The organism is Streptomyces sp. NPDC044003 (assembly GCF_056435185.1).
Genome location: NZ_JBWKFA010000006.1, coordinates 228,522 through 252,018 on the forward strand (window position 1 = coordinate 228,522; position 23,497 = coordinate 252,018).

22 protein-coding genes and 1 riboswitch are annotated in these 23,497 nt (G+C 73.6%); of the genes, 9 read left to right on the forward strand and 13 right to left on the reverse strand.

What is annotated here, in order from left to right:
• Positions 1–12 precede the first annotated feature (12 nt).
• Together AC07AW_RS24445 and AC07AW_RS24450 are read left to right on the forward strand one after the other, a co-directional pair.
• Positions 13–291, forward strand: coding sequence for a CopG family transcriptional regulator (locus tag AC07AW_RS24445; protein ID WP_478817572.1), 279 nt, complete (start codon positions 13–15; stop codon positions 289–291).
• Complete coding sequence (locus AC07AW_RS24450; RefSeq protein WP_478817573.1) at positions 288–701, forward strand: PIN domain-containing protein; 414 nt, start codon at positions 288–290, stop codon at positions 699–701. Before AC07AW_RS24445 ends, AC07AW_RS24450 begins: the two co-directional genes overlap by 4 nt.
• Here the strand turns inward: AC07AW_RS24450 and AC07AW_RS24455 are convergent.
• On the reverse strand, positions 691–1,260 hold the full coding sequence (locus AC07AW_RS24455) for a GNAT family N-acetyltransferase (protein WP_478817574.1): 570 nt from the start codon (positions 1,258–1,260) through the stop codon (positions 691–693). The genes AC07AW_RS24450 and AC07AW_RS24455 overlap by 11 nt on opposite strands.
• A gap of 41 nt (positions 1,261–1,301) precedes the next feature.
• Complete coding sequence (locus tag AC07AW_RS24460) at positions 1,302–2,420, reverse strand: cobalt-precorrin-5B (C(1))-methyltransferase (protein ID WP_478817575.1); 1,119 nt, start codon at positions 2,418–2,420, stop codon at positions 1,302–1,304.
• Between the two features lie 12 nt (positions 2,421–2,432).
• Here AC07AW_RS24460 and AC07AW_RS24465 point away from each other — a divergent pair, with 12 nt between their 5' ends.
• Complete coding sequence (locus tag AC07AW_RS24465) at positions 2,433–3,158, forward strand: cobalt-precorrin-6A reductase (protein ID WP_478817576.1); 726 nt, start codon at positions 2,433–2,435, stop codon at positions 3,156–3,158.
• Here the strand turns inward: AC07AW_RS24465 and AC07AW_RS24470 are convergent.
• The 4 genes from AC07AW_RS24470 to AC07AW_RS24485 form a co-directional block, all read right to left on the reverse strand.
• Positions 3,148–4,842 (reverse strand): fibronectin type III domain-containing protein, encoded by a 1,695-nt coding sequence (locus AC07AW_RS24470; RefSeq protein WP_478817855.1) that lies wholly within the window; start codon positions 4,840–4,842, stop codon positions 3,148–3,150. The two genes, AC07AW_RS24465 and AC07AW_RS24470, sit on opposite strands and share 11 nt — an antisense overlap.
• Before the next feature lie 130 nt (positions 4,843–4,972).
• On the reverse strand, positions 4,973–6,466 hold the full coding sequence (locus AC07AW_RS24475; RefSeq protein WP_478817577.1) for a precorrin-2 C(20)-methyltransferase: 1,494 nt from the start codon (positions 6,464–6,466) through the stop codon (positions 4,973–4,975).
• A complete protein-coding gene (locus tag AC07AW_RS24480) occupies positions 6,463–7,098 on the reverse strand; it encodes a precorrin-8X methylmutase (RefSeq protein WP_478817856.1) in 636 nt (211 codons plus the stop codon). The genes AC07AW_RS24475 and AC07AW_RS24480 overlap by 4 nt, the downstream gene beginning before the upstream one ends.
• Before the next feature lie 14 nt (positions 7,099–7,112).
• Positions 7,113–8,342, reverse strand: a complete 1,230-nt coding sequence (locus AC07AW_RS24485; protein ID WP_478817857.1) for a cobalamin biosynthesis protein CobG — start codon at positions 8,340–8,342, stop codon at positions 7,113–7,115.
• Positions 8,343–8,455: 113 nt separating this feature from the next.
• Positions 8,456–8,591: riboswitch (cobalamin riboswitch) on the forward strand.
• 76 nt (positions 8,592–8,667) lie between these two features.
• Here AC07AW_RS24485 and cobN point away from each other — a divergent pair.
• A complete protein-coding gene (gene cobN / locus AC07AW_RS24490; protein ID WP_478817578.1) occupies positions 8,668–12,279 on the forward strand; it encodes a cobaltochelatase subunit CobN in 3,612 nt (1,203 codons plus the stop codon).
• Here the strand turns inward: cobN and abc-f are convergent.
• Positions 12,276–13,868: a ribosomal protection-like ABC-F family protein gene (gene abc-f / locus AC07AW_RS24495; protein WP_478817579.1), complete on the reverse strand. Its 1,593-nt coding sequence runs from the start codon at positions 13,866–13,868 to the stop codon at positions 12,276–12,278. The two genes, cobN and abc-f, sit on opposite strands and share 4 nt — an antisense overlap.
• A gap of 107 nt (positions 13,869–13,975) precedes the next feature.
• On the reverse strand, positions 13,976–14,323 hold the full coding sequence (locus AC07AW_RS24500) for a DoxX family protein (protein ID WP_478817580.1): 348 nt from the start codon (positions 14,321–14,323) through the stop codon (positions 13,976–13,978).
• A gap of 92 nt (positions 14,324–14,415) precedes the next feature.
• Between AC07AW_RS24500 and AC07AW_RS24505 the strand changes: the two genes are divergently transcribed.
• Positions 14,416–14,859: a MarR family winged helix-turn-helix transcriptional regulator gene (locus AC07AW_RS24505; RefSeq protein ID WP_478817581.1), complete on the forward strand. Its 444-nt coding sequence runs from the start codon at positions 14,416–14,418 to the stop codon at positions 14,857–14,859.
• 90 nt (positions 14,860–14,949) lie between these two features.
• Positions 14,950–15,825 carry an alpha/beta fold hydrolase gene (locus AC07AW_RS24510; RefSeq protein WP_478817582.1) on the forward strand — a complete coding sequence of 292 codons (876 nt, stop codon included), beginning with the start codon at positions 14,950–14,952 and terminating at the stop codon, positions 15,823–15,825.
• 9 nt (positions 15,826–15,834) lie between these two features.
• On the opposite strand, the gene AC07AW_RS24515 is transcribed toward AC07AW_RS24510, so the two are convergent.
• On the reverse strand, positions 15,835–16,278 hold the full coding sequence (locus AC07AW_RS24515) for a S8 family serine peptidase (protein WP_478817583.1): 444 nt from the start codon (positions 16,276–16,278) through the stop codon (positions 15,835–15,837).
• Positions 16,279–16,311: 33 nt separating this feature from the next.
• Between AC07AW_RS24515 and AC07AW_RS24520 the strand changes: the two genes are divergently transcribed.
• Entirely contained in the window at positions 16,312–17,253 is a 942-nt protein-coding gene (locus AC07AW_RS24520) for a DUF1648 domain-containing protein (protein WP_478817584.1), read from the forward strand.
• 2 nt (positions 17,254–17,255) lie between these two features.
• The gene (locus AC07AW_RS24525) at positions 17,256–17,612 is read left to right on the forward strand and encodes a GntR family transcriptional regulator (RefSeq protein WP_392158912.1); all 357 of its coding nucleotides are present in this window, start codon (positions 17,256–17,258) and stop codon (positions 17,610–17,612) included.
• A gap of 168 nt (positions 17,613–17,780) precedes the next feature.
• Here the strand turns inward: AC07AW_RS24525 and AC07AW_RS24530 are convergent, their stop codons facing one another.
• Positions 17,781–18,740 (reverse strand): D-2-hydroxyacid dehydrogenase family protein, encoded by a 960-nt coding sequence (locus AC07AW_RS24530; RefSeq protein WP_478817585.1) that lies wholly within the window; start codon positions 18,738–18,740, stop codon positions 17,781–17,783.
• A gap of 102 nt (positions 18,741–18,842) precedes the next feature.
• On the opposite strand from AC07AW_RS24530, the gene AC07AW_RS24535 reads away from it, so the two are divergent.
• Complete coding sequence (locus AC07AW_RS24535) at positions 18,843–20,156, forward strand: hypothetical protein (RefSeq protein ID WP_478817586.1); 1,314 nt, start codon at positions 18,843–18,845, stop codon at positions 20,154–20,156.
• Positions 20,157–20,638: 482 nt separating this feature from the next.
• On the opposite strand, the gene AC07AW_RS24540 is transcribed toward AC07AW_RS24535, so the two are convergent.
• Genes AC07AW_RS24540 through gadC form a run of 3 tightly spaced genes read right to left on the reverse strand, consistent with a single transcriptional unit; the run spans position 20,639 to position 23,285 of the window.
• Positions 20,639–21,388: a threonine/serine exporter family protein gene (locus AC07AW_RS24540; protein WP_478817587.1), complete on the reverse strand. Its 750-nt coding sequence runs from the start codon at positions 21,386–21,388 to the stop codon at positions 20,639–20,641.
• Positions 21,385–21,822, reverse strand: coding sequence for a hypothetical protein (locus AC07AW_RS24545; protein ID WP_478817588.1), 438 nt, complete (start codon positions 21,820–21,822; stop codon positions 21,385–21,387). The genes AC07AW_RS24540 and AC07AW_RS24545 overlap by 4 nt, the downstream gene beginning before the upstream one ends.
• Positions 21,819–23,285, reverse strand: coding sequence for a glutamate/gamma-aminobutyrate antiporter GadC (gadC, locus tag AC07AW_RS24550; RefSeq protein ID WP_478817589.1), 1,467 nt, complete (start codon positions 23,283–23,285; stop codon positions 21,819–21,821). Before gadC ends, AC07AW_RS24545 begins: the two co-directional genes overlap by 4 nt.
• Positions 23,286–23,497: the final 212 nt, after the last annotated feature.

Consider the following 23,497-nt stretch of genomic DNA (forward strand, 5'->3'; position numbering starts at 1 on the left):
ATGGTCGTGTGTATGGCCACGAAGAAGGTGACAGTGACGATCCCGGAGGACCTCCTGGAGGAGGTCCGTGCCGAGGCTGCCGAACAAGGACTGTCGGCCTACGTCGCGGAGGCGTTGCGCGTGCGGCGCGACCGCGACCGGCTGCGGGAACTGGTCGACTGGCTGGAGGAGGAGTACGGCCCGGTGACGGAGGACGAGCTTGCTGCCGCCGGCGCGGAGATGGACGAATTCCACGCCGAACACGAACGTCGTCGGCGGGCGCGGGAGGCGCGCGTGGGTGAGGCCGCGTGACGCGGCGGGCGGACCGGCCGCTCCAGGTCTTCGTCCTGGACAGCGAGGCGCTGTCGCTCGCGGTGCGGGGCGATCGCGCGATGATGGCCCGCCTCACCCGGGCCTCCCGAGGGGAGGCCGACGTGGTGACGTCGCCCCTGACTCTCGTCGAGGCGTACGACGGCAGGACGACCGAGCAGCGTTGGGACTGGGTGCTGTCCCGCGTCCGCGTGGCGGACATCGGCAAGGAAGAGGCCCGCCAGGCCCGTCGGCTCCTGGCCGATGCGGGACTGAGCGGGCACAAGTACGCCATCGACGCCGTTCTCGCCGTCGTCGCATGCCGACAGGCCGGCGAGGTCATGGTGTTCACGTCGGACGTGGACGACCTGGAGAAGTTGGTCCCCGACCGGATCCTCGTCGTCAAGGTCTGACGGCCTGACGGTCGCCCGCCCCCCACTCCGGCGCGAGCATCGACATCACCGTCGCGTCCACCCGCTCGCCCTCCCACAGGAGCGCGCCCCGCAGCACGCCCTCCGCGCGGAAGCCGGCCTTCTCGTAGGCGCGGCGGGCGCGGGGGTTGAAGGCGTACACCTCCAGCCAGATCCGGTACAGGCCGAGCGCCCCGAAGCCGTGGCCGACGATCAGCCGGGTCGCCTCCGTGCCGAGGCCCCGGCCGACGGCGTCCGGGACGAAGGCGATCCGGAAGGCGCAGCTCTCGTTGTGCGGGTCCCATTCATTGAGGACGGCCTCGCCGACGACCCGCCCGGTCGCCCGCTCGACGACGGCGAGGTCGAGCCGGTCGTCCTGCGCGGCCCGCGAGCCGTACCACTTCCGCAGGGCCGTCTCGTCGAACGACGTGTGGCTGCCGGTGAGCCGGGTGACCTCCGGGTCCTCGAAGAACGGCAGCAGCGCGGGCACGTCGTCCTCGGTGACGGGACGGAGTGCGACGAGGTCGCCGACGAGGGTGGGCTTGTGGGAGAAGTCGGTCATCCCCGGATTCTCGGCGGGCGTCCGTCGCGCTGTCGCGCGGATTACGGCCCCGCCACCGACGAGCGCCCCACGACCGTCCCCGCGCGGTCGATGCAGATCACGTCCACCACGACGGGCGCGCCGCGCAGGACGGCCAGGGCCTCGTCGCGGGCCCGGGTGGCGACCAGGTCGCCCAGGGGGACGGCGGCGGCCTCGCAGAGGCGGAGGGCGGCGAGGCCGGTGTTGGCCTCGGCGATCTCCGACGCCAGCGCGTCCGGCGCGCCGCCCGTGCGGGCCAGGTCCGCGAGGAAGGCCTTGTCGACCTGGGAGCGGGCCGAGTGGAGGTCCAGGTGGCCGGCGGCCAGTTTGGAGAGCTTGGCGAAGCCGCCGCAGATCGTGAGCCGGTCGACGGGGTGGCGGCGGATGTACTTGAGGACGGCGCCTGCGAAGTCGCCCATGTCGAGGAGGGCGATCTCCGGCAGGTCGTAGATGCCGGTGACCGTGCGCTCGGACGTGGAGCCCGTGCAGCCGGCGACGTGGGTGAGGCCGCCCGCGCGGGCCACGTCGACGCCCCGGCGGATGGAGTCGATCCAGGCGGAGCAGGAGTACGGGACGACGACGCCGGTCGTGCCGAGGATCGACAGGCCGCCGAGGATGCCGATGCGGGGGTTCCAGGTGGAGCGGGCGATCTCGGCGCCGTTGTCGACGGAGACGGTGATCTCGACGTCGCCGCCGCCTCCGTGCCGGGCGGCGACCTCCGCGACGTGCTCGCGCATGAGCTGCCGGGGGACGGGGTTGATGGCGGGTTCGCCGACCTCCAGGGGGAGGCCGGGCAGGGTGACGGTCCCGACGCCCTCGCCCGCGCGGAAGACGACGCCGGAGCCGGCCGGCAGGAGCCGTACCGTCGAGCGGATCACGGCCCCGTGCGTGACGTCGGGGTCGTCGCCCGCGTCCTTGACGACGGCGGCCATGGCGGAGCCGCCCGTCAGGGACTCGGCGGTCAGCGCGAAGGACGGCGTCTGGCCCTTCGGCAGGGTGATCGTCACCGGGTCGGGGAAGTCGCCGGTGAGCAGGGCGGTGTACGCGGCGGTGGTGGCCGCCGTCGCGCACGCACCGGTCGTCCAGCCCGGGCGGAGGCCGGTGTGCTTGAGTTGGGCCTCACGCCCGCCGCCTGTACTCACGAAGAGGCTCCTGTGCACGTACTCATTCTCGGCGGGACCACCGAGGCCCGCGCCCTCGCCGGGCTGCTGCACGGCCGGGTCCGGGTCACCAGCTCCCTCGCGGGGCGGGTGGCGAGCCCGCGGCTGCCGGCCGGGGAGGTCCGGATCGGCGGCTTCGGCGGGCCGGAGGGGCTCGCCGCGTGGCTGCGGGAGCACGCCGTGGACGCGGTCATCGACGCCACCCATCCCTTCGCCGAGCGGATCAGCTTCAACGCGGCCCGGGCGGCCGCCACCGCCCATGTTCCCCTGCTGGCCCTGCGCCGCCCCGGCTGGGGCCCGGTGGAGGGCGACGACTGGCGCTCGGTGACGTCCCTGGAGGAGGCGGCGCGGGCCCTGGACGGCCTCGGCGACCGGGTCTTCCTGACGACGGGCCGCATGGGCCTCGCGGCCTTCGCCGGCTGCCCGCAGTGGTTCCTGGTCCGCTCGGTGGACGCCCCGGACGCCCCGATGCCGGCCCGCACCGAGATCCTCCTCGACCGGGGGCCGTTCACCCTGGACGGCGAGCGGGAGCTCCTCGCCCGGCACCGGATCGACGTCGTGGTGACGAAGGACAGCGGCGGCGCGGCGACGTCCCCGAAACTGACCGCGGCCCGCGAGGCGGGCCTCCCGGTCGTGGTCGTCCGCCGCCCCCCGGTCCCCTCCGGGATCCAGGAGGCGGCGACCCCGGAGGAGGCCGCCGCCTGGGTGGCTAGCTGCTGATGGGCGTGCCGAGTTCGGTGACCTCGGCCCAGTTCAGGCTCGGGTCGTCGGCCATGAGCATGTTCTCCCACTGGTCCACGGCGATCACGGTGTACATCACGGTCTCGCCGTCCGCGTCGCTCGGGTGCAGGTACGAGGTGGCGGTCGCGGAGAGGTACTGGACGCGGTGGGCGAGCCAGATGGTGCCGCCGTCGCCGTCGTCGTACTTCTCGGCCCGGTAGACCTCGTACCGCTTGAGGTCGGGCTCCGTGCTCGCGTCCCACTCGATCAGCACGCCGTCCTCGCGCGGCGTCGCCTTGACGCCGGTGACGGGCGCCGGGGCGATCAGGTCGCCCTCGGTCGTGACCACGGCCTCGGCGGAGGCCGGGGACTCGTGGCCGGCCCGGTCCACCGCCGTGACCGTGTACCGGTACGTCGTGCCGTGCCAGAGGCCGTTCTGGTCGGTGTACGAGGGGGTGGACGTGGTGCCGAGGAGGGAGCCGCCGCGGTAGACGCGGTAGGAGGCCACGTCGGTGTCCGCCGGGGCGGTCCAGCTCAGGGCGAAGCTCCGGATGTGGCTGCCGGTGTCCACGGCCGTCAGGTCCTTCGGAGCCCCGGGCGCGTAGTCGCCGCGCGTGGCGGTGACGGCGGTGCGGGCCGAGGTGTTGCCGGCGGCGTCGACGGCCGAGATCCAGTAGGTGTAGCCGGTCCGCTCGGTGGCGGTGGTGTCCTTCCAGGTGGTGGCCGTGACGCCGGTCGCGACCTGGGCGACGGGGTCGGTGGTGCCGGTGCGCTGCCGGTGGACGGTGTACGTCGCCGCGCCGCTGACCGGCTGCCACGCCAGGACGACGCCGGTGTAGCCGTCGGACGCGGCCACGCCCGTCGGGGCGGCGGTCGGGGTCCTGTCCACGGACACGACGGTCAGGTCGGCGCCGCCCGGGGACTCGTTGCCGGCCTTGTCGACGGCGCGGAGCTCGTACAGGTACGTCTGGCCGGTCGCGGGCGGGTAGGTGACGTAGCCGGTGCCCGTGACCAGGGCCGTGGCACTGCTGACCTTCGTCCAGGTGGTGGAGGTGCTGAGCCGCCGGTAGACGCGGTAGCCGGCGAGGTCCATCTCCTTGTTGGCCGCCCACTTCAGGGTGGCCTTGTTCAGGGTCCTGTCGTACGCGACGGTCGCGCCGGTCGGCGCGAGCGGGCGGACCTTGTCGACGGTGGCCGAAGTGACCGGCGTGTAGGCGAACTTGACGTTCGCGGCGCCGGTCCAGGCCGCGTAGTACACGGTGATGGTGTGGCGGCCGGACGGAATGGAGAGGTTGACCGTCTTCGTCTGGGTGGTGGAGACGTTCCTCCACAGGTCGATCCTGCGGACGCCGTCGAGGTTGACGCGGATGCCGTCCTGGGCCGCGGCGGTGAAGGTGAACGGGCCGCCGGAGCCGAAGTCGCGGGTCACCGACCAGCGGACGGAGAAGTTGTCCTGGGGGAGGGTGACGCCGGCCGGGTCGCCGTAGCCGTAGTTCTCGGCGATCGCGCTGTCGCAGGTGGTCAGCCTGGGCGTGCCGGTGAAGGTGGGGTTGGCGAAGTACTCCGCCTTCCACACCGGAGCCGCGCAACTGACGGCCGCGGCGGCCGGGGTGGCGGTCAGGAGACCGCCGGAGGCGGCGAGCGCGGCCGTGACGGCCAGGGCGCTCAGCCGGGTACGAGTCATCACAGGGGGAGGGCCCTTTCCGGACCGGTGCGGTGCGTGTGGAACACGGGAACTCCCGTATGACTCGCGAGGCGGGGGGAGGGTTGCCCCCTCGCCCCGCCTCGTGGGACCGCCTGTTCGGCGGGATCGCTCAGCCGTACCGCCGCGGCGTCCACGTGATCGTGCGGCCGTCGCCCCGTTCGGCCACCCGCGTCTGCGAGGAGCCGATCAGGAGGAGGGTGCGCATGTCGACCTCCGAGGGGTCCAGGGTCTTCAGGGTGAGGATCCGGACCGACTGCTCCGGGCCGCCCACGTCGCGGGCGACGACCACCGGGGTTTCCGGGGCGCGGAGTTCGAGGAGGAGGTCGCGGGCGGCGGCCACCTGGTGGGTGCGGGACTTGGAGCCCGGGTTGTAGAGGGCGATGACCAGGTCCGCGGAGGCGGCCGCGCGGAGGCGGGCCTCGATGACGTCCCAGGGCTTGAGGCGGTCGGAGAGGGAGAGGGTGGCGTAGTCGTGGCCCAGCGGGGCGCCCGCCGCGGCGGCGGCCGCGTTCGCCGCCGTCACCCCCGGGAGGACCCGTACGGGCACGTCCGCGTACTCCGGTTCGCAGGCCACCTCCAGGACCGCCGTCGCCATGGCGAAGACGCCCGGGTCGCCGCCGGAGACGACCGCGACCTTCCGGCCGCGCCGGGCCAGGTCGAGGGCGAACTCGGCGCGCTCGGACTCGACCTTGTTGTCGGAGCCGTGCCGGATCTGGCCGGGGCGGAGGACCGGCACCCGGTCGAGGTAGGTGGTGTAGCCGACGAGGACGTCGGCGTTGACGAGCGCGCCGCGCGACTCGGGGGTGAGCCAGGGTGCCCCGGCCGGGCCGGTGCCGACGACGGTGACCTCGCCCGTCTCCCGTACGGCAGGCTCCTGGTCGATACGGGAGGGGAGGACCGCCACCGAGAAGTACGGGACGGAGTCGGGGTCCACGTCCGTGAGCTGCTCCGTGCGCTCGCCCGTCATGAACGCGCGCTCCACGTACCGCGCGTCGTCCAGGCGGCCCGCCCGCTCCAGCGCCCGCTTCACCGTCGGGAAGGTGCGGCCGAGCTTCATCACGACCGCCGAGTCGGTGCCCGCGAGGCGGGCCGTCAGCTCGTCCTCCGGCAGGGTGCCGGGGATGATCGTGAGGACCTCCTCCGCCTCGCACAGCGGCTCGCCGAGCCGGGCGGCGGCGGCGCTGACCGAGGTCACGCCGGGGATGACGGTCGTGTCGTAGCGGTCGGCGAGCCGCTTGTGCATGTGCTGGTACGAGCCGTAGAACAGCGGGTCGCCCTCGGCGAGGACGGCGACGGTGCGGCCGGCGTCGAGGTGGGCGGCGAGGCGGGCCGAGGCCTCCTCGTAGAAGTCGTTCAGGGCGCCCCGGTAGCCGCCCGGGTGGTCCGTGGTCTCCACCGTGAGCGGGTACATCAGCCGCTCCTCGATGTGGTCCTCGCGGATGTGCTCGGCGGCGATGGAGCGGGCTATCGAGCGGCCGTGGCGGGCCGAGTGGTACGCGATCACGTCGGCGGAGGCGATGGCCTTCACGGCGGCGACCGTCATCAGGTTCGGGTCGCCGGGGCCGAGGCCGACCCCGTACAGCTTTCCGGTCACGGTGCTCATGCCTGGATCTCCGCTTCGTGGGCGAGGGCGTTGATCGCGGCGGCCGTCATCGCGCTGCCGCCGCGCCGGCCCCGTACGACCAGGTAGTCGAGGCCGAGGGTGTTCTCGGCCAGCGCGTCCTTGGACTCGGCGGCGCCGATGAAGCCGACCGGGATGCCGAGGACGGCGGCGGGCTTCCCGGCGCCCTTCGCGACCATCTCCAGGAGGTGGAAGAGGGCGGTCGGCGCGTTGCCGATGGCGACGACGGAGCCTTCGAGGCGGTCCCGCCACAGTTCGAGGGCGGCGGCCGAGCGGGTGGTGCCGAGCTCGGCGGCGAGGCCGGGGACGGCCGGGTCGGAGAGGGCGCAGAGCACCTCGTTGTCGGCGGGCAGTCGCTTGCGGGTGACGCCGCTGGCGACCATCTGCGCGTCGCAGAGGATGGGGGCGCCGGCCCGGAGGGCGGCGCGGGCGTTCGCGACGACCTGCGGCGAGTACGCGATGTCCTGCACGAGGTCGGTCATGCCGCAGGCGTGGATCATCCGGACCGCCACCTGGGCGACGTCGGCGGGCAGGCCCGCGAGGTCCGCCTCGGCGCGGATGGTGGCAAAGGACCGGCGGTAGATCTCCGTCCCGTCCTTCTCGTAGTCGAACATCCTGGTGCTCTCGCTCATCTCGTCGTGCGGGCCGTGGTCACTGCTTCGGGCAGGGAGGTACGGGGGGTGGGGACGCCGTCCACCAGGTAGGTGTCGTCGCCGGTGGCGAGGACGTCGACCCAGGTGCCGTGCGGGTGGCCGCAGCGGCGCTCGCACCCGGAGTAGTGGACGGGCAGGCCCCCGCGGTGGACGAGGCCGGCGTCCGTCCGTACGTCGGCGAGGGACTTGGCGCAGCCGGGCCGCCCGGTGCAGGCGCTGACCCCGACCGAGGGCAGGTCGGGCCGGGTGACCAGGCCGTACGTCTCCAGGTCGGGCAGCCGGCCGGCGCGGGCCCCGACGGCGACCACGCCACGCCAGGGCGTGAGCCGCAGCTCGGCCGCCCCGTCGGCCAGGGCCCGCAGCTGGGCGGCCGTCAGGCGGCCGAGCGGGGCGAGGACGTGCAGGGCGTGCGCGCCGAGCGGGCCGGGCGCGGGCGGCGGGGACACGGGAAGCGGCGGTACGGGTACGGGCTCCGCCGCGATCCCGGCCCGCGCGAGGGCCCCGGCCCAGTCGGGCACGTGCTCCTCGGGCAGCTCGCGGGGCCGCCAGGCCCCGTTCCCGGCGGCCTCGGCGGCTTCCAGGAACGCGAGGGCGGCGGTGAGGGCGGCCCGGACGGCGTCGGCGGCGGCGAGGCGGAAGACCTCCGGGCCGAGCCGCAGCAGGACCGATCCCTCCGGCCCTGCGATCAAGCTCACATCGCCGCCGAGTCCGGCGACGTCCCCGCGCCCGTCGTCCAGGACGAACAGGAACCGTCCCGAAAGGGACGCGGCCCGGGGCTCGGCGCACAGGGCGGTGTCCAGTGCGCGCGCCCACAACTGCACGTCCGTATACCCGAGTCCGTCGAGTCCGGCGCCGGGCGAGGCCACGATGTTGCGGACGCGCTCGTGGGTGGGCGAGGGCAGCAGGCCCGCCCCGGCCAGGAGGTCGGCCAGTTCCGCCCCGCAGCCCTCGCCGAGGCCGCGCAGCTCCGCGTTGCCGCGCGAGGTGATGCTGATCCGCCCGTCACCGAGGGTCTCGGCGGCCCGGGCCAGGACCTTGGCCTGATGGGCCGTCAAACGCCCGGCGGGCAGGCGCAGTCGGGCCAGGCGACCGTCGTCGGCGGGGTGCAGGCGCAGCGCCCCGGGGCAGGCGTCGCCACGGTCCCGTATGCGAGCTTCGCCCGGTTCGGGCGTCGGGGGCGGGGTGGGCGGCATGGCGGCGAGCATACCCACGGGGAACCGGCTGACCACCGACTGTGATCCGGGCGACTCCCGGCTCCTTCCGGCCGGTGTGATCCGGTCGACCCCCTCGCTCACTGGGGCCCGTCGGCGGCACGATCTAGGATGCAGACCGGCATGGGGTCCCAGGACCCCGGGGAGGAAGCCCGGTGAGAATCCGGCGCGGTCCCGCCACTGTGAGCCCGTACCCGTGAGGGGACGGGTGAGTCAGGAACTCCCTTCCCCAAGCTCTAGGCTTCGCTCGAGCAGGGGAGGCCCCAACCCATACGACCACCCGGGGCGCGGACAACCCCGAGGAAGGCCTGAGCTCGCCATGCTCCTGCTGCTGTCGCACTCCGACACCGACCTGCTCAGCGCCCGCGCGGCCGGCGGGCCGGTGGAGTACCGCTTCGCCAACCCCTCCCGCCTCCCCCTCGCCGACCTCCCCGGCCTGCTCGACGGCGCCGACCTGGTCGTCGTCCGGCTCCTCGGCGGCGTCCGCTCCTGGCAGGAGGGCCTCGACGCGATCCGCGCCGCCGGAAAGCCGGTCGTCGTGCTCAGCGGCGAACAGGCCCCCGACGCCCAGCTGATGGAGGCCTCCACCGTCCCCATTGGCGTCGCCACCGAGGCGCACGCCTATCTGGCGCACGGCGGCCCGGCCAACCTGGAGCAGCTGGCCCGCTTCCTCTCCGACACCGTCCTGCTCACCGGCCACGGCTTCGAGGCCCCGGCCGCCGCCCCCACCTGGGGCCCGCTCGACCGGGTCGCGAAGAACGACACCGGCCCGACCGTCGCCGTGCTCTACTACCGCGCCCACCACATGAGCGGGAACACCGCCTTCGTCGACGCCCTGTGCGGCGCGATCGAGGACGCCGGCGCGCGGGCCCTCCCGCTGTACGTGGCGTCCCTGCGCGCCCCCGAGGCGGAGCTGATCTCCGTGCTGCGGGGAGCCGACGCGATCGTCACGACCGTCCTCGCCGCCGGCGGTACGAAGCCCGCCGAGGCGCAGGCCGGCGGCGACGAGGAGGCCTGGGACGCGGGTGCGCTCGCCGCGCTCGACGTGCCGATCCTCCAGGCCCTGTGCCTGACGGGCTCGCGGTCCGCGTGGGAGGAGAACGGCGAGGGCCTCTCCCCGCTGGACGCCGCCAGCCAGGTCGCCGTGCCCGAGTTCGACGGCCGGCTCATCACCGTCCCCTTCTCCTTCAAGGAGATCGACGCCGACGGCCTGCCCGCGTACGTCGCCGACGCCGAGCGCGCGGCCCGCGTCGCCGGGATCGCCGTCCGGCACGCCCGGCTCCGCCACATCCCGAACGCCGAGAAGAAGCTGGCGCTCGTCCTCTCCGCGTACCCCACCAAGCACTCCCGCATCGGCAACGCCGTCGGTCTGGACACCCCCGCCTCCGCCGTCTCCCTCCTGCGCCGGCTGATCGAGGAGGGGTACGACTTCGGGCCCGCCGAGGACCTCCCCGGCATCGTCTCCGGCGACGGCGACGAGCTGATCTACGCCCTCATCGAGGCCGGCGGCCACGACCAGGACTGGCTGACCGAGGAGCAGCTCGCGAAGAACCCGGTCCGCATCCCGGCCGCCGACTACAAGCGCTGGTACGCGACCCTGCCCGCCGAGCTCCGCGAGCAGGTCGAGGAGCACTGGGGCCCGGCGCCCGGCGAGATGTTCCTCGACCGCTCCCGCAACCCGGAGGGCGACATCGTCCTCGCCGCCCTGCGCCGCGGGAACCTCCTGGTCCTCATCCAGCCGCCGCGCGGCTTCGGCGAGAACCCGATCGCGATCTACCACGACCCCGATCTCCCGCCGTCCCACCACTACCTGGCCGCCTACCGCTGGATCGCCGCCCGCGCCGAGGACGGCGGCTTCGGCGCCGACGCCATGGTCCACCTGGGCAAGCACGGCAACCTGGAGTGGCTGCCCGGCAAGAACGCCGGCCTGTCCGCCGCCTGCGGCCCCGACGCGGCCCTCGGCGACATCCCGCTGATCTACCCGTTCCTCGTCAACGACCCGGGCGAGGGCACCCAGGCCAAGCGGCGCGTCCACGCGACCCTCGTCGACCACCTGGTGCCGCCGATGGCCCGCGCCGACTCGTACGGCGACATCGCGCGCCTGGAGCAGCTGCTCGACGAGTACGCGCAGATCAGCTCGATGGACCCGGCGAAGCTCCCGGCCATCCGCGCCCAGATCTGGACGCTGATCCAGGCCGCCAAGCTCGACCACGACCTCGGTCTGGAGGAGCGCCCGGAGGACGACGGCTTCGACGACTTCCTGCTGCACGTCGACGGCTGGCTGTGCGAGGTCAAGGACGCCCAGATCCGCGACGGCCTGCACGTCCTGGGCGGCGCCCCGGAGGGCGAGGCCCGGGTCAACCTGGTCCTCTCCATCCTGCGCGCCCGCCAGATCTGGGGCGGTACGCAGGCACTGCCGGGCCTGCGCGAGGCGCTGGGCCTGGACGAGTCGGCCGCGACCCGCACCACCGCCGACGAGGCGGAGGCGAAGGCCCGCGCGCTGGTCGAGGCGATGGAGGCCGCCGGCTGGGACGTGGAGGCGATCCCGACGGTCGCCGCCGCCCACGGCGCCGAGGTCCACGCCGTCCTCCGCTTCGCCTGCGAGCAGGTCGTGCCGCGTCTCGCCGCCACCACCGACGAGCTCGCCCACGCCGTGCACGCCCTGAACGGCGGCTTCGTGCCGGCCGGTCCTTCCGGCTCCCCGCTGCGCGGCCTCGTCAACGTCCTGCCGACCGGCCGCAACTTCTACTCCGTCGACCCGAAGGCCGTGCCGTCCCGGCTCGCCTGGGAGACCGGCCAGGCGCTCGCCGACTCCCTGCTCACCCGCTACCGCGACGACAACGGCGCGTGGCCGACCTCCGTGGGTCTCTCCCTGTGGGGGACGAGCGCGATGCGCACCGCCGGCGACGACGTCGCCGAGGCGCTCGCCCTGCTCGGCGTGCGCCCGCTGTGGGACGAGGCCTCGCGCCGCGTGAACGGCCTGGAGCCGATCCCGCTCGCCGAGCTCGGCCGCCCTCGCGTCGATGTGACGCTGCGCATCTCGGGCTTCTTCCGCGACGCGTTCCCGCACGTCATCGGCCTCCTCGACGACGCCGTACGGCTCGTCGCGGGCCTGGAGGGCGAGTCCGCCGAGGACAACTACGTCCGGGCGCACGCGCAGGCCGACCTCGCCGAGCACGGCGACGAGCGGCGCGCCACCACCCGTATCTTCGGCTCGCGTCCCGGCACGTACGGCGCGGGCATCCTCCAGCTGATCGACTCGCGCGACTGGCGCACGGACGCCGACCTCGCCGAGGTGTACACGGTGTGGGGCGGGTACGCGTACGGGCGTGGGCTCGAAGGCCGCCCGGCCCGGGAGGAGATGGAGACCGCGTACAAGCGGATCGCGGTCGCCGCGAAGAACACGGACACCCGCGAGCACGACATCGCCGACTCCGACGACTACTTCCAGTACCACGGCGGCATGGTCGCGACCGTCCGCGCGCTCACGGGCACGGCCCCCGAGGCGTACATCGGCGACTCGACCCGCCCGGAGACCGTCCGCACCCGCACGCTCGTCGAGGAGACCTCCCGGGTCTTCCGGGCCCGGGTGGTCAACCCGCGCTGGATCGAGGCGATGCGCCGCCACGGCTACAAGGGCGCGTTCGAGCTGGCGGCGACCGTCGACTACCTCTTCGGGTACGACGCGACGACGGGTGTCGTCGCCGACTGGATGTACGACAAGCTCACGCAGGAGTACGTCCTCGACGAGACGAACCAGGCCTTCCTCAAGGAGGCCAACCCCTGGGCCCTGCACGGCATCGCCGAGCGGCTCCTCGAAGCCGAGTCGCGCGGCATGTGGGAGAAGCCGGACCCGGAGACCCTGGCCGCCCTGCGCCAGGTGTTCCTGGAGACGGAGGGCGACATCGAGGACACTGCGGGCGAGGACTAGACCCTCGCCAGGGCCGGGGCCAGTTCCAGGACGCGGCCCCGGTGTCCCTCCCTCAGCCGCCGGTCGTGGCTGACGATCACCAGCGTGCCCGCGTAGGGGGCCAGCGCGGCCTCGATCTCCTCCACCAGGCCCGGGGCCAGGTGGTTGGTCGGCTCGTCGAGGAGGAGCAGATCGGCGGGGGAGGTCACCAGACGGGCCAGTTCCAGCTTGCGGCGCTGGCCCGCAGAAAGCAGGCGGACCGGGGTCGTCAGATCCCGGGCCGCGAAGAGCCCGAGGGCGAGCAGTTCGTCCTCGCGGCCCTCTCCGAAGGCCTCGCCCACCGTACGGGGGTCGAGGGGTGGGGCCGTGTCCTGGCGGAGCAGCCCGACCCGGTCGGGCACGGTCACCGTGCCCGCGTCCGGGGCGAGTTCGCCCGCCAGGACCCGGAGGAGGGTGGTTTTTCCCGCGCCGTTGGGCCCGGTGAGCAGGAGGCGTTCGCCCGGGTCGAGGTGGAGCGCGTCGAGGTGGAGCCGGCCGTCGACGCGGATCCCGGTGAGGTCGACGGCCGCGCCTTCCCCGGCGATGTCCGTGCGGAACCGGAGCGGTTCCGGCGGCGCGGGGACGGGGTGGGTGGTGAGCCGGGAGAGTCTCTCGCGGGCGGAGCGGATGCGGCTCATCGCGCCGTGCGCCCGTGACCGGGCCCGGAAGGCGCCCGCGCCGCTGAACGCGGCGGGGGCCTTGCGGGGGATCGCGGAGAAGCGGTCGATGTGGGTGTCGGCGAGGGCCCGGTAGCGGGCGAGTTCGGCCTTCCACTCCTCGTGCTCCCGCTGTCTGCGGGCCCGTTCGGCGGCGCGGCCCGTGAGGTAGCCGGCGTAGCCGTCGCCGTACCGCCGCACGGTGTGGCGGTCCTCGTCGACCTCCAGGACGGCGGTGGTGACCCGGTCGAGGAAGACCCGGTCGTGGGAGACGGCCACGACGGTGCCCCGGTGGGCGCGCAGCCGCTCCTCCAGCCAGGTGACGGCCTCGTCGTCGAGGTCGTTGGTCGGCTCGTCGAGCAGGAGGAGTTCGGGCTCGGCGGCGAGGACGGCGGCGAGGGCGAGCCGGGAGCGCTGTCCGCCGGAGAGCGTTCCGAGCGGCCGGTCGCGGTCGAGCGGGCCGGGCTCGCCGAGCCGTCGCAGGGTGGTGTCGACGCGCCGGTCGGCCCCGGCGCCGCCCCGGGCCTCGTAGGCGGCGAGCAGCCCGGCGTATTCGGTGAGGTCGCCGGTGGCGGTGAGTTCCGCCTCGGCCGTACGGATGGCCCGCTCCAGCTCGCGGAGCTCCGTGAGCGCGTGGTCGACGGCGTCGCCGACGGTCGCGTCCGCGGGGAGGTCGAGGGTCTGGGCGAGGTGGCCGAGGCCGCCGGGGGCGTCGACGGTCACGGTGCCGTTGTCGGGGGTCTCCAGGCCGGCGAGGAGCCGGAGGAGGGTGGACTTCCCGGAGCCGTTGTCGCCGACGACGCCGAGGCGTTCGCCGGCGCGGACGGTGAGGGAGACCCGGTCGAGCACGGTCCGGTTCTGCACGTACCGGTCGTCGTAGCGCTTGGTGACGTCGGTGAGTTGCGCACGGAACAAGGGCGACCTCCTGCCGTCGAGGAAGACGAGACGGATCGTCTCGACTCGACGAGCGTACGGCGCGGCCTGTCGATTGGCAAGACGGTTCGTCTCGTCTCGCTCGGGAGTCAGGCGGAGGCTATGCGCAGGACCAGTGCGGCCACCGAAAGCCCCGTGAGGACCACCGCCGGCGCGACCTCGAAGTCCTTCACGCGCAGGTGCGTGATCACGGCGCCGAGGAAGTAGAGGGCCAGGCCTGCGGCCGCGGCGGCACCGAGCGGCGCGACGGCGAGACCCGCGAGCAGGCCCAAGGCCCCCGCCGCCTTCGCCGCCCCCAGCCAGTTCAGCCATGAGTCCGGCACGCCCAGCTTGGTCATGTTCCCCGTGATCTGCGGATTGCGGGTGAAGGTCAGGAAGGCGGAGGCGGAGGCTGCGAGGGTGAGCAGCACGGCGATGACGGCATAGGCGATGAACATGGTGGAGCTCCAACGATCCGGAGACGACAACCGTTGAACAGTATCAACGATTATTCGAGCTCCACAATTGAGTTGTTGTTACGGTGGACGCCATGGCAGCTCAACCGACCGACCGCCTCGGCTTCCTGCTCTCCTTCCGCGGGGAGATCACCGCCGCGCGCATCCGCGCGGCCCTGGGCGTCGCCGGGCTGCACCCGCGCAACGCGATGACGCTCATGCGGCTCGCCACCGGCGCCACGAGCCAGCGCGAGCTGGCCGCCGCGATGGAGGTCGACCCGAGCCAACTGGTCGCGATCCTCAACGAGCTGGAGACGGCGGGCCTCGCCGAGCGCCGCCGCGACCCGGCCGACCGGCGCCGCCACATCGTGGAGATCACCCCCGCCGGTCTGGAGGCCCTGGAGCGGGTCGACGCGGCGGTGAGCGCGGCCGAGCGCGAACTCTTCGGCGACCTCACCGAGGCCGAACAGACCCTGCTGCGCGGTCTGTTGAACCGGGTCGTCGTCGACCCCGCCGAGCACGACTGCGGCGCCGGGTAGAAAGCCCGCCCGATGGCCGGTCCGCGACCGATGAGTTCCGGTGGTGCCGGGGGTCCACCCCCTGAAAGGCCCACCACCGAGGAGATCACCATGGCCGAGACCGACACCCGGACGCTGGACACCACCGGCGCGACCCTGCGCTACGACGTGCGCCCCGGCACCGGGACCGACGAGCGTCCCCTGCTGCTGATCGGCTCCCCCATGGACGCGAGCGGCTTCACCACGCTCGCCTCCCACTTCGCCGACCGGACCGTCGTGACGTACGACCCGCGCGGGGTGGCCCGCAGCGAGCGCACCGACGGCGCCGCGGAGGCGCTGCCCGAGGAGCACGCCGACGACCTGGCCCGGCTGATCGAGGCGCTCGGCGCCGGGCCCGTCGACGTCTTCGCGAGCAGCGGCGGCGCGGTCAACGCCCTCGCGCTGGTGGCCGCGCGCGGCGACCTGGTGCACACCCTCGTCGCGCACGAGCCGCCGACGGCCCAGGTCGTCCCGGACCGGGAGGCGGCCCTCGGGGTCTGCGCGGACGTCCACGCGACCTATCTGCGGGAGGGCTGGGGTCCCGCGATGGCCAAGTTCCTCGCGCTGACGATGCGACAGGGCGAGTTCCCGGCCGACTGGGCGGCGGAGCCCGCGCCCGACCCGGCCGCGTTCGGTCTGCCGGCCGAGGACGACGGCTCGCGCGACGACCCGCTGCTCGGGCAGAACATGCGCGGCTGCACCTCCTACCGTCCCGACTTCACCGCCCTGCGCGCCGCGCCGACCCGGATCGTCGTCGCCGCCGGCAAGGAGTCCGAGGGCACGCTCGCCGCGCGGGCGGCGGTCGGTGTCGCCGAGGGGCTCGGCACCCCGGTCACCGTGTTCCCGAGCCACCACGGCGGCTTCCTGGGCGGCGAGTTCGGACAGCACGGCGCCCCGGCGGAGTTCGCCGAGGCGCTGCGGGCCGCGCTCGCGGACGACCGGGGCTGACGGGCGGCGCTACTTCTTCGCGGCGGCGGCCTGCACGGCCGCCGCCGCGTCGACGTTTCCGAGGCCCAGCTTGAGGACCCGGCCCGGATCGGCGGCCGTGTCGCGGATCGTCCGCATGATCGCGGCCGCGTCCAGGCCCTCGTGGTGCAGGAGCGCGGCCACGGCGGAGACGTACGGCGAGGCCATCGAGGTGCCGGACAGCCTCCCGTACCTCGAGGAGTTCTTCAGGGTCTCCTTCGTCGTGTACGTCGGGAGGGTCGAGAGGATGTCGACGCCCGGGGCCGACACGGCGTTCTGCGCGCCGAAGTCGGTGAAGGAGGCGGGATTCCCGCTCGCGTCGGCGGCGTCGACCACGAGGACCGGGGTGGTGACCTCGTACGGCTGGAGGGCGGTGGAGTCGTTGCCCGCGGCGGCGACGACGACCGCGCCCTTGCTGTTGGCGTGCGCGTCCATTGTTCTAGTAGAGTGCAAACAATGGAGGTTTTCATGAACCGTGCCACGCCTCGTCTCCGCGCGCTCGCCGCGCTGCCCTTCGTCCTCGCGCTCGCCGCCCACCTGGTGGTGCTCGCCCTCGCGTACGACCGGCTCCCGGACCCTCTGGCCACCCACTTCGGCGCCGCGGGCGAAGTCGACGGCTTCACCGGCCGCGCCGCGTTCACCGCCGTCAGCGCGACCCTGCTCCTCGGTCTCGGCGCCGGCTGGACGCTCCTCGTCCGCCGCGGCGCGCTGTGGGGGGCCTGGGCGACGGCCGGCTTCACCGGCGCGCTCCTCGTCCTGCTCGTACGGGACAACCTGGACGCCGTCGACGCGGCCGGGGTCGCCTCGCCCCTCGCCAACCTCACCGTCGCGGCAGCCGTCGCGGCCCTCTTCGCGGCCGTGGGACGGGCCCTGACCCGGCTCGTCCCCGAGGAGGAGGCCGAAGTCGGTACGACGGACGGCCCGCGCCTCCCGCTCGGCGCGAGCGAGGTCGCCGGCTGGACCCGCGCCACCGCCTCCCGGCCGCTCACCGCCCTCGCGGTGCTCGCCCTCGCCGCCACGCCGGTCGTCCTGCTCCTCGCCCCGTGGCCGGCCGCGCTGCTCGGCCTCCTCGGCCCGGTCGTCGGCGTGCCGGGTCTCGCCCTGGCGCGGGTCAGGGTCACGGTCGACCGCCGCGGCCTCACGATCCGGCCGTTCCTCACCCCCCGGCCCCGGATCCGGGTGCCGCTCGCCGAGGTCGCCGGAGCCGACGTCCGGGACGTCGACGCCGTCGCCGACTTCGGCGGCTGGGGCTACCGGGTCCGGGCGCACCGGACGGGCGTCGTGCTGCGGTCCGGGGAGGCCCTCGTCGTACGGCGGGCCGGCGGCCGCGAGTTCGCCGTCACCGTGCCCGACGCGCGGACCGCCGCCGCCCTCCTCAACACCCTCGCCGAACGGCATGGGAAGGTCTGACCGTGCTCTTCCGTGTCGACCCGGCCTCCGCCGTCCCCCTCGGCGATCAGATCGCCGCCTGCGTCCGCGGGGCCCTCGCCGACGGTTCCGCCGCCCCCGGCGAACGGCTCCCGGCCGCCCGGGAACTCGCCGACTCCCTCGGCGTCAACGTCCACACCGTCCTCCGCGGCTACCAGCGGCTCCGCGAGGAGGGCCTCATCGAACTCCGGCGCGGCCGCGGCGCCCTGATCGTCCCCGGCGCCACGGCCCCCGACCGCGCCCGCCTGATCGCCCGCCTCCGGGAGGCGGCGGCAGAGGCCCGCGAACTGGGCCTGACGGAAACGGAGTTCCTGGACCTGGCGCGTACGAGCCTGGGGTAGGGGGTGTTGCGGCGGAAGCTCCGCACGGCACCCGCGGCGGGGGTGTCGCGGAAGCCTCGCACCGCACCCGCGGCGGGGGTGTCGCGGAGCCCCGCGCAGCACCCACGGCGGGGGTGTCGCGGAAGCCTCGCACAGTACCCACGGCACCCACGCCGCCCCGGCGGCCCCTCAGTCCAGTTCCCGCACCGCCGCCCCCGCCAGGAACGCCTCGATGTCCTCCACCGCCTCGCCGAAGTACCGCCCGTAGTTCCCCTCCGTCACATAGCCCAGATGGGGCAGCGCCAGGACGTTCGGCAGCGTCCGCAGGGGGTCGTCCGCGGGCAGCGGCTCCGTCTCGTACACGTCGAGGCCCGCCCCCGCGATCCACCCCTCGCGCAGCGCCCGTACCAGCGCCGCGCCGTCGACGAGACCCGCCCGGGAGGTGTTGACGAGGTACGCGGACGGGCGCATCGCCCGCAGTTCGGGCTCCCCGATCAGGCCCCGGGTGCGGTCGGAGAGCACCAGGTGCAGCGAGACGAAGTCGCTGCCCGCGAGCAGGTCCCGCCGGTCCTTCGCGAGCCGTACGCCGTGCTCCGCGGCCCGCTCCTCCGTCAGGTTCGGGCTCCACGCGGCCACGTCCATACCGAAGGCGAGGCCGATCCGGGCCACCCGGGCGCCGATCTTGCCGAGGCCGACGAGGCCGAGCGTCCGGCCCGCCAGGTCGGCGCCGACCGTCGACTGCCACGGCCCGCCCTCCCGTACGGCCCGCGCCTCCGCCGGTACGTGGCGGGCCAGGCCCAGGAGGAGGGCCCAGGTCAGTTCGGTGGGCGGCGCGGGGCTGCTGGCCGTGCCGCAGACGGTGATGCCACGCTCCCGGCACGCGGCGAGGTCGATCGAGGCGTTGCGCATGCCGGAGGTGATCAGCAGCCGGAGCCGGGGGAGGCGGGCGAGGAGCTCCGCGTCGACCGGGGTCCGCTCCCGCATCACCACGAGGACCTCGCAGTCCTCGACGGCGGCGACGAGCGCGTCCCGGTCCGTCAGGTGCTCGCGCAGCACGCGGACGTCCACGCGGTCCGCGAGCGGTCTCCAGTCGGCGGAGGCGAGGGCGACGCCCTGGTAGTCGTCGAGTACGGCGCAGCGCAGCTTCATGACCGCATGATCGCGTACACCCTTGTGCGCTGCCCAGAGCGACAGGACCACCACCCTCTCGGAGAATTGCCCTGGATTGTCCCGCGATGAGGAGTGGTGGTCATGAGCGAAGCGGCCGGTGGCAGTGGTGACGAACTCGCCGTACTCCGGGCCCGGGTGGCCGCCCTGGAAGCGGAGAAGGCGGCCGCCCCACCGCGCCACCATCGCGTCCGCTCCTTCTTCGCCGCCCTGCTGATCGTCATCGGCTGCGTCCTCGTCCCGCTCGGCATCGTCGCCACCTGGACCTCGGACCTCGTCGGCGACACCGACCGGTACGTGCAGACGGTCGAGCCGCTCGCCTCGGACCCGGACATCCAGGCGGCCGTCGCGACCCGGGTGACGAACGCCGTCATGGAGCACATCGACCTGGCCTCCCTCCTGGAGGGCGTCGCGCCCGACCAGCGGCCCCTGGCGGCCAAGGCCCTCGGCAAGCTCGGCGGCTCCCTGGAGAGCGCGGTCGGCAGCTTCGTCCACGAACGGGCCCAGGACGTCGTCGCCTCCCCGGCGTTCCAGACGATCTGGACCGACGCCAACCGGGCGATCCACACCTCCCTCGACCGCGCCCTGACCGGCAACGACGAGGGCGCCGTGAAGATCGAGACGAACACGGTCACCATCGACCTGGCGCCCGTGATCGAGCGCGTGAAGGAACGGCTCGTCGCCTCGGGCCTCGACGTCGCGGCCAAGATCCCCGAGATCCACACCGACTTCACGGTGGTCAAGTCCGAGGACATCGGCAAGGTGAAGACCGGCTTCGCGCTGCTCCAGGCGATGGGCGTGTGGCTGCCGGTCATCGCGATCCTGCTCGTCGTCGGCGGTGTGCTGCTCGCCGTGCACCGTCGCCGCACCCTGGTGGCCGCGGCCCTCGGCGTCGCCGTCGCGGCGATCGTCCTCGGCGTGGCCCTCAGCATCTTCCGTACGGTCTATCTGAACGCCCTGCCCGCCACCGTCTCCCCGGGCGCGGCGAGCTCCGTCTACGACACCCTGATCCGCTTCCTCCGCACCTCGGTACGGGCGTACGCGGCCCTCGGCATCCTGATCGCCCTCGCCGCCTGGCTCTCCGGCCCGAGCCGCCCCGCCGTCCTCGTCCGGGGCCTCTGGCACTCCGGCATCACCGCCACCCGCGCCACCGCCGACCACGCGGGCATGCGCCTCGGCCCGGTGGGCCCGTTCGTCCTCCGCTACCGCACCTGGATCACCTGGATCCTCGTCGCCGCGGCGGCCGCCGGCGTCATCTTCTGGCCCCACCCCACCGCCTGGGTCATCGTCGGCCTCACCCTCGCCCTGGTCTTCGCGCTCGCGGTGGTGGCCTTCCTCGCGGAGGCACCCGCCGAGGCGGAGAAACCCGACGCGACCGGGGGCGCGGCTCAGGCCTGATAGCCCCGCCCCGGTACGAGCGCCGCGCCCGCGAGGAGCCCGACCGCGATCGTCGTGACGATCGTGACGAAGTCCATGAGGTCGTGGAAGCCGTGCAGGACGTGACCGCCCGCGAGGGAGGTCAGCGCCCGCAGGCCCAGCGAGCCGACGGTGAGGGTGAAGAAGCCGCCCAGGAAAGAGGACGAGCCTGGGCGGCCGCCCGGTGGGCCGGGACAGCAGGTCGGCGGCCGCGGCCAGGGCCATGGCGGCGACGAAGGTCCCGGCCACCTCCCCGATCAGGGCCGTGCCCGCCGCCTGGACGCCGAGCGCCAGGTAGACCAGGCCCGTCACCCAGCCCGCGGCCCGCCACGGCACCGCGAAGGCGAGGATCAGGCCCACCGTGAACACGGCCCAGCTGCCGACCAGCACCCACCGGGACAGGTCGGCGTGCTGCGCGGTGTCGAAGAGCGCGCTCGTCGGCGTGCCCGTGACGGCCACGCCGATCAGCACGCCCACGTACAGCTGGAGCAGCAGGACGAGGGCGTAACGAGACGGACGGCGCCGGTCGTCAGGAAGCCGCCGACGAGTTCGACGGTGGCCGCGCTGAGCAGGTCGCCGGGCACGAAGAAGAACAGCGCCGGAAGCATGATCAGCACCGGGCCGCCGTGGCTGTCGCCCGGCTGGAGCAGGCCCAGGGTCACCAGGGAGACCAGGACGGCAGCGAGCAGCGGCAGCACGCGCGCGAGGCGCGGCCGCCGGTCCGCCAGGACGGTCGGCGTCGCGACCAGGGTGGCGAGGAGGGCGGTGGTGCCGATCTCGTACCAGGTCGGCTGGACGGCGGGCGCGAAGCCGACGGAGAACAGCACGATGCCGACGCCCCGCGCCCAGCGCGGCACGCCGCCGGGCAGGGTCTCGACCTGCCGCAGGCCGGCCGCCGCCTCGGACAGGGGCGGCCGGGTGTCCCGTACGCGCTCGACGAACTCCTTGAGGGCGACGGCCCGGTCGAGCCGGGCGACGTCGGGGAAGGCGGTGACGGTCGAGGTGAGGGTGCGGCCGGCAGCGGTCACGGAGAGCACGGCGCCGTCCGCGACGAGCACCGTCTCGGCCTGCCCGCCGTAGGTCCGGGCGACGCCCCGGACGACGCGGTCGACGCCCTCCGCGCCTTCTCCGCTGAACGTCAGCATGAACCGGGTCAGTTCGCGGAGGAAGTCGTGGAGGGCGTCGGGGTCGTGCGCTGGGGGACTGTGCCTCACCGGCGGACGGTGTCGTCGGTCTTGAGTTCCTTCACCGCGTCGTCGAACTCGTCGACCTTGTCCGGGCAGTACACCTGGAGGACGATCCGCTCGACCTGGACGGCCTTGGTGTCGGCGATGACCGGCCGCATGCCGGGGCCCGTGGCGCCGTTGGCCTGCTGGATCTTCCACAGCGCCGTGTTGAGGGCACTGGCCGGGTCCTCGCAGACCGGGCCGCCGTCGGTGCCGAGCAGCTGCTGGACGGTGTCGGTGTCGGGAGAGGGATATCCGGCCTTCACCAGCTCCTCCTGGAGCTGGTCGGCCTTGGTGAGCGTCTCGTTGTTCCTCTTCACGCTCTCGTAGCGGATGAGGCCCGTGATGGCGAGGCCGACGAGGAGCGCGATCGCGCCCCAGTAGATCCACTTGTGCTCGGAGGCGAAGCGGGTGGGACTCATCCCCGGTCTCCTTCGCTCAAGGTGCCGGCGGCGGCGGTGCGCCAGCTCGGCTTGCGGAACCTCAGGAAGAGCCACGGGACCAGGAAGCCGAGGACGAGCAGGCCGCAGCCGATGAAGAGGACGTACGACCAGACGCTTCCGCCGCCGAACTGGGAGGGCGGTACGAATCCGATGCCGAGCGCCGCGAGCGAGGAGAGCAGGCCCACCGTGCACACCAGGCCCAGGGCGGGCACCCGGTAGCCGCGGGGATGGTCGGGATGGGTCTTCCGCAGGCGCATCGCGGCGGCGAACATCAGCAGGTACACGATGAGGTACACCTGCGTGGTGATCGTGGAGAAGATCCAGTAGACGCTCGACACGTTCGGGATGAGCGCGTACATCAGGGCGATGATCGAGGTCACGACGCCCTGGGTGACCAGGATGTTCTGCTGGATGCCGAACTTGTTGAGCTTCTGCAGGAACGGCGGCAGGTAGCCCTCCTGGCGGGAGATCTCCAGGAGGCCCTTGGACGGCCCGGCGAGCCAGGTCAGCATGCCGGCCAGGGAGGCGGAGATCAGCATGACGGCCGCGATCGGGGTCATCCAGCCGATGTCGAAGTACGAGAAGAAGGCGTCGAAGGCCTGCATCACACCGGCGGTGAGACTGAGCTGATCGGCCGGCACGACCCAGCTGATGGCCAGGGCGGGCAGGATGAAGATCAGCAGGACGAGGCCCATCGCCAGGAACATCGACTTCGGGTACTCCTTCGCCGGATCCTTCAGCGAGGAGACGTGGACCGCGTTCATCTCCATGCCGGAGTACGACAGGAAGTTGTTGACGATCAGCACGAGGCTGGCGAGTCCGGTCCACTCCGGCAGCAGGTGACTGCTGTCCATCGGGGCGGCGGACGGGTTGCCCTGGCCGAGGAAGACCATGCCGAGGACGACGAGGATCGTGCCCGGTACGAGCGTGCCGATGATGAGGCCCCAACTCGACAGTCCGGCCAGGGCCTTGGTGCCGCGCGAGGAGACCCAGACGCCGGTCCAGTACAGGACCATGATGACGATCGCCGTGTAGACGCCGTTCGACGCGAGGGACGGGTCGATGACGTACGCGATGGTCGAGGCCACGAAGGCCAGCAGGCTCGGGTAGTAGAAGATCGTCATCGCGAACTGGCACCAGACCGCGAGGAATCCGAGCGGCTTGGACAAGCCCTCGGCGACCCAGCGGTAGACGCCGCCGTTCCAGCCGGAGGCGAGCTCCGCGGAGACCAGAGCGGTCGGCAGCAGGAACACGATCGCCGGGACGAGGTAGAGGAACACGCAGGCCAGACCGTAGATGGCCATCGTGGGCGCGGCCCGCAGACTCGCGACCGACGCGGTCGTCATCAGGGCGAGCGTCACCCAGGTCATGGTGCCGGGCGCGGCGGCCTGCGCCGCTGCCCGCGGTCTGGGTACTTCGGCCGGGGTGTCGATGCTGCTCAAGGGGGCCCTCCCGTACGTAGGACGTCGGTTCAGCCTTGAACGGCCCGATGGGCCCGGCAAGCGGGATCGGCCGTACGAGGGACGGCCCGGGGACCGCCTCCTCGGACCGCCAGGGCGTACGCGGGGCGGGGCCGTACGCGGGTCAGGGCCGTACGTGCGTCAGGGCAGCACGCGGGTCAGGGCGGCATGCGGGTCAGGGCCGTACATGCGTC

What these genes read in the sequence shown, in the direction of transcription:
- AC07AW_RS24455 (WP_478817574.1), bottom strand. Translation starts at nt 1,260, where the DNA reads ATGACCGACTTCTCCCACAAGCCCACCCTCGTCGGCGACCTCGTCGCA.
- AC07AW_RS24480 (WP_478817856.1), bottom strand. Translation starts at nt 7,098, where the DNA reads ATGTTCGACTACGAGAAGGACGGGACGGAGATCTACCGCCGGTCCTTT.
- AC07AW_RS24505 (WP_478817581.1), top strand. Translation starts at nt 14,416, where the DNA reads ATGGCAGCTCAACCGACCGACCGCCTCGGCTTCCTGCTCTCCTTCCGC.
- AC07AW_RS24515 (WP_478817583.1), bottom strand. Translation starts at nt 16,278, where the DNA reads ATGGACGCGCACGCCAACAGCAAGGGCGCGGTCGTCGTCGCCGCCGCG.
- AC07AW_RS24485 (WP_478817857.1), bottom strand. Translation starts at nt 8,342, where the DNA reads ATGCTCGCCGCCATGCCGCCCACCCCGCCCCCGACGCCCGAACCGGGC.
- AC07AW_RS24445 (WP_478817572.1), top strand. Translation starts at nt 13, where the DNA reads ATGGCCACGAAGAAGGTGACAGTGACGATCCCGGAGGACCTCCTGGAG.
- cobN (WP_478817578.1), top strand. Translation starts at nt 8,668, where the DNA reads ATGCTCCTGCTGCTGTCGCACTCCGACACCGACCTGCTCAGCGCCCGC.
- AC07AW_RS24470 (WP_478817855.1), bottom strand. Translation starts at nt 4,842, where the DNA reads ATGACTCGTACCCGGCTGAGCGCCCTGGCCGTCACGGCCGCGCTCGCC.
- AC07AW_RS24475 (WP_478817577.1), bottom strand. Translation starts at nt 6,466, where the DNA reads ATGAGCACCGTGACCGGAAAGCTGTACGGGGTCGGCCTCGGCCCCGGC.
- AC07AW_RS24530 (WP_478817585.1), bottom strand. Translation starts at nt 18,740, where the DNA reads ATGAAGCTGCGCTGCGCCGTACTCGACGACTACCAGGGCGTCGCCCTC.
- AC07AW_RS24535 (WP_478817586.1), top strand. Translation starts at nt 18,843, where the DNA reads ATGAGCGAAGCGGCCGGTGGCAGTGGTGACGAACTCGCCGTACTCCGG.
- AC07AW_RS24510 (WP_478817582.1), top strand. Translation starts at nt 14,950, where the DNA reads ATGGCCGAGACCGACACCCGGACGCTGGACACCACCGGCGCGACCCTG.
- AC07AW_RS24520 (WP_478817584.1), top strand. Translation starts at nt 16,312, where the DNA reads ATGAACCGTGCCACGCCTCGTCTCCGCGCGCTCGCCGCGCTGCCCTTC.
- AC07AW_RS24545 (WP_478817588.1), bottom strand. Translation starts at nt 21,822, where the DNA reads ATGAGTCCCACCCGCTTCGCCTCCGAGCACAAGTGGATCTACTGGGGC.
- AC07AW_RS24500 (WP_478817580.1), bottom strand. Translation starts at nt 14,323, where the DNA reads ATGTTCATCGCCTATGCCGTCATCGCCGTGCTGCTCACCCTCGCAGCC.